This is a genomic window from Clostridium guangxiense (assembly GCF_021043395.1).
In the GTDB taxonomy this organism is placed as follows: Bacteria; Bacillota; Clostridia; order Clostridiales; family Clostridiaceae; genus Clostridium_S; species Clostridium_S guangxiense.
Window position 1 is genome coordinate 1 of record NZ_JAJNKE010000071.1, and the last position, 8,737, is coordinate 8,737.

10 protein-coding genes are annotated in these 8,737 nt (G+C 30.0%); all 10 read right to left on the bottom strand.

Features of this window, described 5'->3' with window-relative positions:
* Positions 1-142: 142 nt before the first annotated feature.
* The 10 genes from LQK79_RS20275 to LQK79_RS20320 all read right to left on the bottom strand — a co-directional run bounded on the left by LQK79_RS20275 (position 143) and on the right by LQK79_RS20320 (position 8,652).
* Positions 143-1,063 carry a hypothetical protein gene (locus LQK79_RS20275; protein WP_231017691.1) on the bottom strand — a complete coding sequence of 307 codons (921 nt, stop codon included), beginning with the start codon at positions 1,061-1,063 and terminating at the stop codon, positions 143-145.
* 170 nt (positions 1,064-1,233) lie between these two features.
* On the bottom strand, positions 1,234-2,079 hold the full coding sequence (locus tag LQK79_RS20280; protein WP_331000778.1) for a tyrosine-type recombinase/integrase: 846 nt from the start codon (positions 2,077-2,079) through the stop codon (positions 1,234-1,236).
* A gap of 214 nt (positions 2,080-2,293) precedes the next feature.
* Complete coding sequence (locus LQK79_RS20285) at positions 2,294-2,605, bottom strand: hypothetical protein (protein WP_053243562.1); 312 nt, start codon at positions 2,603-2,605, stop codon at positions 2,294-2,296.
* 234 nt (positions 2,606-2,839) lie between these two features.
* On the bottom strand, positions 2,840-4,744 hold the full coding sequence (locus LQK79_RS20290; RefSeq protein WP_231017693.1) for an ATP-dependent helicase: 1,905 nt from the start codon (positions 4,742-4,744) through the stop codon (positions 2,840-2,842).
* A gap of 102 nt (positions 4,745-4,846) precedes the next feature.
* Positions 4,847-5,041 (bottom strand): hypothetical protein, encoded by a 195-nt coding sequence (locus tag LQK79_RS20295; RefSeq protein ID WP_231017695.1) that lies wholly within the window; start codon positions 5,039-5,041, stop codon positions 4,847-4,849.
* A 35-nt stretch (positions 5,042-5,076) separates the two neighbouring features.
* Positions 5,077-5,313, bottom strand: a complete 237-nt coding sequence (locus LQK79_RS20300) for a hypothetical protein (RefSeq protein ID WP_053243504.1) — start codon at positions 5,311-5,313, stop codon at positions 5,077-5,079.
* 45 nt (positions 5,314-5,358) lie between these two features.
* The gene (locus LQK79_RS20305) at positions 5,359-6,144 is read right to left on the bottom strand and encodes an adenine nucleotide alpha hydrolase family protein (RefSeq protein WP_053243505.1); all 786 of its coding nucleotides are present in this window, start codon (positions 6,142-6,144) and stop codon (positions 5,359-5,361) included.
* 275 nt (positions 6,145-6,419) lie between these two features.
* Positions 6,420-6,848: a hypothetical protein gene (locus tag LQK79_RS20310; protein ID WP_231017697.1), complete on the bottom strand. Its 429-nt coding sequence runs from the start codon at positions 6,846-6,848 to the stop codon at positions 6,420-6,422.
* A gap of 374 nt (positions 6,849-7,222) precedes the next feature.
* Entirely contained in the window at positions 7,223-7,645 is a 423-nt protein-coding gene (locus tag LQK79_RS20315; protein WP_231017700.1) for a hypothetical protein, read from the bottom strand.
* A gap of 200 nt (positions 7,646-7,845) precedes the next feature.
* Positions 7,846-8,652 (bottom strand): S1 RNA-binding domain-containing protein, encoded by an 807-nt coding sequence (locus LQK79_RS20320; protein ID WP_231017702.1) that lies wholly within the window; start codon positions 8,650-8,652, stop codon positions 7,846-7,848.
* Positions 8,653-8,737 lie beyond the last annotated feature (85 nt).

The window sequence follows — 8,737 nt, forward strand, 5'->3', positions numbered from 1 at the left end:
TTTACATTTTATAAGTAATGATCCTCAAAACAAAGATAATTGGGATAAACTTTTAAAAGTTGAAAATGATATAAATTATTAAGGTAAATTAAAAATAGGAGGCAAATTTTCATAAAAATTTGCCTCCTATTTTTAATATGTTTTATCGAGAAACATAAACGTGACCTTGATCTACATCTTTTGAAAGGTTCCATGATACACTTGGTATTCCATGTATATCCATACTTATACCTCCAAAAGAAACTTGCTCGTGTAAATAATTTCCAGTTATCCATCCTTTATTAACATTTGAATTATTATAAGATACACCTGTTGAAATCATGCAATCATTAACATCTCCTGTTAAATAAGAAGCTCCATATGTTTTAACATTAAAGGTTGCCATAACTCCATTTCCTTCGTTATCAATTTGTACAGAAGGCTCAACATACCCTGATTCTGAGCCATAATCAATACCTGCTGTGTCATATGCATACTCGTATCTGGCCATTCTTTTTCCGCTATTTGATATTATTAATCCATCTGAAGTTGATATTCCAATAGCATCAGTACCAGCAAAAATTGGTTTAGTTAACCATGAACAATAATTGTATGCCATATAGTCAGCAGATGTACCCTCATGCGCACCAGTATATACTTCTAACGACATTCTCATCCATGAACAATTTCCGTCAACTTGACCACCAATATAATCCATTGCTCCTAATTTCATTTCATCTTCATATTGCTGTTTAGTATATTTTGTAACTATATAATCCTTTTGAGCTTCAGCTGCACTAGCATAAAACTTTTTAGTTTTAACATTTGATTTAGGTGTATATTTAAAATATGTTTCTGTACTAGATACTAATTTACCAGTAGTATTTTCTTCTAAATCTTCTTTTACTTCGGGAAATTTTTTAATCATTGATAACGTTGTTGGATCAGTTATAACATTTCCTCTTATTACTACTTGTCCATCTTTGTTCGTGGCAGCAAATGCATTTACTGGAATAATTATTAACGCAATCAAAAATGTACTTATTACTATTTTTATTTTCTTATTGATGTTTAATTTTTTCATATTATCACTTCTCTCTCAATATATGTAATTACATGTATAATATACCATATATTTGTATTTGTAAACTCTGCTTTAAATTTAGTAATATTTTCCGACGTTACTGCACCCCAATAATATATAATTGAAATTTTAACAAAGAAGGAATGTATATATACATTCCTTCTTTGTTTTTATAACAACTCTGTCTTATTTTTCATTGTCTCTCGGCTAGGATTAGTGTATAACAGTGTTGTTTGTATACTACTATGTCCTGCCAAATTAGCAACTTCGTGCACAGCAAATCCACTTTCTAATGCATTGGTGCAAAAGAAATGTCTAAGTTTATGAGGTGTTATTTTATTACTATACCTTTTAAACTCTTTATTTATAACACTTCTATCCACCCTATCCGATTGCCTGGAAACAAAAATATAGTTGCTTACTGAATTTCTTATTTTAATGTATTCTTTTAATGCATTAATGACTTTTGTATTCAAATATACAGTCCGCTGCTTTTCTCCCTTTCCATTTCTCACAATCAATTCTTTTGCTTCTAAACTCATATCTTCTAATTTAACATTAAGAGCTTCTGAAATTCTTATTCCGGTATAAGCCAACAGCGTAACAATTGCATATAATCTTTTGTCTCCTGCCTCCAGAATCTTCTGTCTAAAGTTCTCAACATCAACTTTACTTACATCTGTCGGATTGGCATAGTTTGTTTGTATTTTTAACATATCATCATCTCTAATTACAACATTCTCTTGTATCTGATTTTCTATCAAAAACTTATTTAACAATCCTAAAGAACTAAGTTTAGCATTTATTGTTTTTCCATTAAGGCTTTTACCTTTATGTTTTTTTATATGCATCAAATAACTTTTATACTCTAATACATTTTCTCTATATAATTTATTGAAGTCAAAACCATACGTATCCTGGAACCACTTAATATATTCTTTTATATGTAAAATATAACTTTTTATAGTATTTTCACTTTTTCCCTCATTAGCCATATAATTTTTAAATTCATTCACAAGCTGCTGCATATTATCACCATACCTTTACATTTCAAAATTATGTTGCACTCACATTTTGTTAATTTCATAATAATTATGTTGCACTCAACAAGGTGATTATATCATATGGACAGCACAAGTGCCACATAATTTATGTTATGTGGCACTTTAAAAATATTAATTTTAGCAACACCTTCAGAAAGTCTTGCCTAAAATAAACACTCACTAGGAATTACTTACAATTCTCTTTTTGTAGATGTTCCAATTCAATTTTGGTATTTTCTAGTTCCTCAATCTGTTTTTTATATTTTGCTATTTTATCATCTGCTCTAGGAGTAGCTGGAGTAATGAACATCTTTAGGCTTCCAATTACTTCACAAATTTTATAAATTACTTCATTATATGTTTCATTCAATACATCAATATTATCCTCTTCATCATTTAAAAACCTTACTGGTTTTATAAGATTTAATTTATTTTCATCGATAATATTGTTTATTTTTCTTATATCGTTATTTATACGTGTATTTAATCCTCCACCCATACTTTTTTATACCTCCATTTCAAAATTTTACTTTATTATATCAAATATAAGAATAAAAGTATCAACCATTTTTAAACGTACATAAATAAATTTCACCACTTTTTTAAACGCTAATATTTATATAAATATGCTGTCCAAGAAGATGTACCTTTTTAAACAAATTTAAGCAAAAAATAAAAAACTGATTAAGCCTAATTTTTAAGCTTAACCAGTTTTTATTGCTTTTATACATAATTACATTGCCTGAAATAATTTTTCATCTAACTGTTTAATAAATCTAGAAGAATTCTGAATGTTTTGCTTAGGATCATCAGTAAACGCATCTACATAAGAAATAAACAAATTCTTTTTAGCCCTGGTTATCGCAACATAGAAAAGCCTTTGCTCTTCCTGAAGCTCTGCCAAGGTTGTACTCATTTTAGATGGAAATATTTCATCGTTTAAATACGGTAAAAATACATTTTCCCATTCAAGTCCTTTTGCCCTATGAACAGTAGAAATAGTTACTGCATCCGATTTATCATCATCTTTCTGATTGTCTAAGATCAAATCTTCTATGAAACTATCTATTGTTATATATTCCTCTGCCATTTCAATAAATTTTTGTACATCGCTTATTCTGTTGTCAATACTATCATTGTCATATTCCTCATATAAGTAATCTTGATAAAATTGATTGAAGATATACTCTATTTTTTTAGCCGGAGAGGGTATTTTACTAACTTCATCCATAATATAAAAGATATTTTCAATATAGTCTTTTGATTTCTTAGGTTTTTTGATAAGCTGAACTGAATCATAGTTAAAGTTGTAAAATTTGAAAGCCTCATATATGCCTTCGGCTGTTTTAGGTCCTACACCATTGGCCATAGTTATAATTCTAATAAATGATATCCTATTCTTGTTATTATATTCAAACTTTAAAAAAGCAAAAATATCCTTGATATGAGCTTTTTCATAGAATGGTGTGCCTCCATCAACTTTATATTTTATGTGTTTTTTCCTAAAAGCAAATTCTAAATCCCTCATAAGTCTATTGTTTCTCACAAGTACTGATGTTTCTTTTAAATTGTATTTACTATTTATTATCTTATCAGCAATGGCCTCGCCCTGTTGCAGCTCATCCAAAAATCCTTTAATCACTGGTATTACCTTCTGTTTTTGAAAAGGTATCATAATCTTTTTATTTTCTTCTTTTTTTACATTTAGATTTATAGCATTTTCAGCAAGCTTTACAATGCCCGAAGCACTCCTGTAATTGTAACGGATAGTATATATTAAGGCATTTTTATGGTTTTCCTTAAAGCTTAATATATAGTTTATATTGCTTCCACGCCATCCATAGATAGATTGTCCTTCATCTCCAACAACCATCTGATTATTGTTTATATCAATCATATCTATTATGTCTTTCTGGATATAATTCACATCCTGGTATTCATCGCACAAGATATATGGATAAGCAGAATGTATTGTTTCTCGCACTTTTGTACAGCTTACAAGCAGCTTTCTGAAATAAATGATTAGATCATCGAAATCCAGTGAGATAGATTCTTTCTTGAAATCTTCGTATTCCTTAATTATTTTCTCTGTAAGATCTCTACTCCTAGGTAAAACCTTATTATTTCTTAAGAATATATCAAATGACATATCCTTGCTGAATTTATTCCTGTAAAAAGAATATTTTGATAATAATTTAGGAGCTGTAGGAAAATCATTCGGTATTTCATTTTTAGGAATTTCTGATAGTATTTCTTTACGTGTTCTGCCCATAATAGCCTCTGCATCAGACTGATCAAGTATGCTGAACTTATTGTCTATTCCTATTGCTTTAGAGTATCTTCTTAGAAACACACAAGCCATGTGATGAAAGGTTCCTGATATTATTCTAGTATTAATATTATTTCCTACTAGCTTTTGAACTCTTTCTGTCATTTCTTTTGCTGCTTTATTAGTAAAGGTTAGAAGCATGATACCACTAACATTTTTTAATGTCAGGTATGCAACTCTTGAAGAAAGTACTCTGGTTTTTCCACTTCCGGCATTTGCTCTTACACATGCTGATCTATTCAATGGAGCTGTTACCGCTGCTCTTTGGTCTATGTCCAATTCACTTAATAATTTTTCTTCACTAATCATTAATTTTCCCCCATTCTCATATTAAAAATTCTTCGTAAAATACAAAGAAGACTAACTTATAAAGGTTAATCCTCTTTTATTACGATGTAGTTGAAATGCGAACTAAACTTCTTTAACCGTAACAATCTTTTTTAAATCCAATATTTCTATAGTTTCTCCACTTGGGAATGTATACTTGTTTCCAACTTTAAAATTTTTATTGTAGTCAGTACCACCAACAATAGTTCCATCTTCTGTTACATTTAAAACCTTTAATCTATTTAGATCATATCCATATGGATTCTTTAAACCAAACATTACTATCCCTCCAATCTTTGAAATGCGTAATAATCTTATTCTTGAAATTTGGCTGTTACAATAACTTTATTCTTACTTCTTGTAACTATAGTTATATCCTCTTTTGTTTCCTTAATATCGAGTTCTAATGCCATACAAGCACCCATTAATGTACCTTTTGTATAAGTGTATGCTTCAGCATTTTCCCTTTGAAAAACAATATTTTTGTATTTTTCTATTACATAATTTTGGACTAATGCTTGTATTAAGTCATTTCTTTCTAAGGCTGTCATCTTATCACCAACTTAACAATATATTCACTGTATTTGAATTGCGAACTACGATAGAAAACAGCCACAGCCTCCAACATCTATTAATTCATAAAAATCTAACTGCTTTCCGCTTTCTAATTCTAGTCTCAAATCCTTTAATGTTAAGTTAATCTTTTCGCCATTTCGTGTTCTCCTTAAAATACTTACGTCTTTGCCTAAATAGGCCCTCATTTCCTGCTCTTTATTTTCATGGAACAAATATAATTTTCTGTTTTTCTCCAGTAAATTCTTAAAATGTCCTATGCCAGCTCTAAAGCAAAAACCCCCGCAGTTGTTATGTGCAAAACCCTTGGTATAAAGCCTAGGTCTTCTTATATAATCTTCCTTCTCTAATATATCCAGCATTTGTGGCTTTGTTAGATAAGGTTCTTCACACATAGGAAATCTAACTTCATATGGCAAATAATTTTTTACTGGTGCAGATCTTCTATGCTCTTCCGTCCAATCTATACCTAAATATAAAATGCAATCTTCTGGCTTGAAATTATCTTTTATCCATGTATTAGCCATTTTCTGCTTTAATAGATGGCTACACTGTGCAATTCTACTATTAGGTAGAAATCTTACGTCTTTAGCAACATCCCAAGGTGTCCTTCCATCTGCCAATTTGACTAATCTTGCACCTAGTTTTTTACTTGTTTCATCTATAAATCTATATAAATCTTCATCTTCCATTTTTGTGTCTGTAAAAAGAAGTATTACATTCTCTTTGCCTTCTTTTTTTACAACTCTTCTAGCTGTAAAGTAACTTCCAATACCGCCAGAATAAAATATTATATGTTTCCTTTCCACATAATCGACCTTCTAAATGCTTTTGCACATTTAGCAAGGTCATTTCCCCAGGCTACCCAAGGATTTATTTTAACTTTTAAATCCGCAACTAATAGGGAAATTTATGCTTAAACTAAACACCTTAGCGGAGCTATTCATATAGGATTGTTAATCTATTGCCCTGTGTAGGCTCACTCCTTGCAACCTGGTTTACCAGGATTGAAAACGTGGAATCTTATTTTTACATTTCATATACTTTTTCCTCCCGAAGGTTCACAATATACTCATAGCAATTATTAAGCCAATCCTCTTGCCTTGTATTGTTTTAAAACATCTTCATACCTTGGAGCATCTTTTTTCAAAAATCCTATTTCTTTACCCTTGGTAACAACCTTTGCCATTCCTTCTGCTGTATATCCCCAATGCGGGCAATATAAACCGCCATAGCCATTATTACCATTTGAAAGTTTTCCTGTTATTATCCACTCTCTAAAATCATTTACCAATCCCCATAATGTACCGCCATGACTAAACTTTTTTCTTCCACTATAATACGGATATACTTTCTCACCTGTATATTCATCAATACAAAATAGCTTCTTGCCTTCAATAAATTTTCCTGTCCTATCTTTGCTTTTCGAATAGAAAAATCTTCTATCTACACTGGCTATAACTTCTATAAGTTCATTTATTTTATTCATTCTCTCTATTTGCTCAGTCTTCATTATTTCATTCTCCTTTCATACTCTAGGTTCACAATATATTCAATATCTATACCTACATGTATAGAATGTAAGCATATTCATACTTTAACTTTGTTGATATATAAGCAAGGTATATAACTATTTGCCTTCCAGATAGTATATTTGATATGCAACCATAAATATCAATGATATACAAAGCGTGTAGTCACGTCATTGACATTTATGAGCATATCAGATTTAAAGTTTTTAGGGCAAATAGCACCCTTATACAAATGCTTTGTATACTTTAAATAATTAGTATAGTTATCATGTCTACAATGCATTATTTACACCTATTTTAATATCATTAAATACTATGAATACTACTATTTTTTTAGGTATAGTTAATATTCAGATTACGTATTCTCATTTTTTGCTATCTTGAGAGCTACTTGCCAATAAGCTTCTAGCAAGTTTTTAGTATTAGTTTGATATTCTTTAAAACCAAACATAGGTGTTCCCTCTAGTTGATAATTTCCTAATGTTATTAAATAATCCCTATTTCCTTCAAGAATTAACATTGAACTTATTTTTTTCTTTGTATTATCTTCAATAAATCTTCTAAGCTGATTTTCTGACATTAATTGAACTAGTTCATCACCAAAGCATTCAAAATCTACATATTTAACTATTTGTGGAAACTTATTTTTATATGATGGATCTTTCCCTGTATAGTCAAACAGATCTATATCCTCCATATTGTCATTTTCCCATTCATTAAATATTCTCTGTATCTCTTTGGGCTGTTTTAAAAATTCTTCTTTGCTTATACAATCCATTTTTATAATTCCACCTTTCATTTCTTGAATTTAGATATAAAAAAACTGCATATAAGCAGAAAATGCCTACACACAGTTTTGTTAGCCAATTTGACCTAAAATAATTGTTACTAAAAATAGTAAAATAAAAAACTCTTTCTATTACTCTTATATGTTATTTTGATGAATTTATCGGAGGAATTTATAAATTTATAGTTTAATTATCTATTTTGATTTATAGCTCTCATAATGTTCCCATCAATCTTTTTATTCTTGTGATCAATTGCTTTTATTTTAACTACATATCTTTCACCTATATTAGGAGAAAAGTTTGTCCAATTAGGAAAAGGACACAGGCAGGACACTCCATTTATTATATTGAAAAACACACCATATTCCTGAATACCAGTTACAGTACAAAGATATTCTCCACCTTTTGTAAGAGAACCTATTAGATGCCCGTATGGATCTTCTTTTGCATCCTTGATTGAAACTTTAATAATATTTTTTCCCAAGTCTAATTCCTTAATTACGGCTAGTACCTTATCCCCTATCTGAACGTGTTTACTTATATCGTCAATATATCCATAGTCTATTTCATCTATAGGCACTTTGGTTTCTAAGCCATAGCAATCTACCCTGCAATTATCTCTACCAATAGATGTAACCCTAACTTGAATTTTATTACCAACCTTATGCTTTTTTAATTCCAGTGATTTTCTGAGTTCCATAGCTTCCGTTCGTGAAGCAGCTGCTATTTTGTGAGTTTCATCAATCTCTTTAACAATAAAGTCAATTTCTGCCCCTATCATGCTCCTTACAACCCTTTTATCTTCTCTCGATATATTCATATTCTTAAGAGGTATAAGCACCTTAAATACGTCATAGAAGACTACAGCACAATCATGTTCTACACCATCAGCATTTTTGTAAGTTTCTACCGCTGACAGTACTCCTGTTAAAATTTTTCTACTCTGTCTTGAAGCCATAATATCATAAACTTTTGAATTATTATTATTTGTTATCATAAAAACGTCTCCTAGTATAATAATGATATAGCCACTAAGGGCTATTCTTTTCTTCATAAATTTCTAAACTGAGTAACGGAAGAAG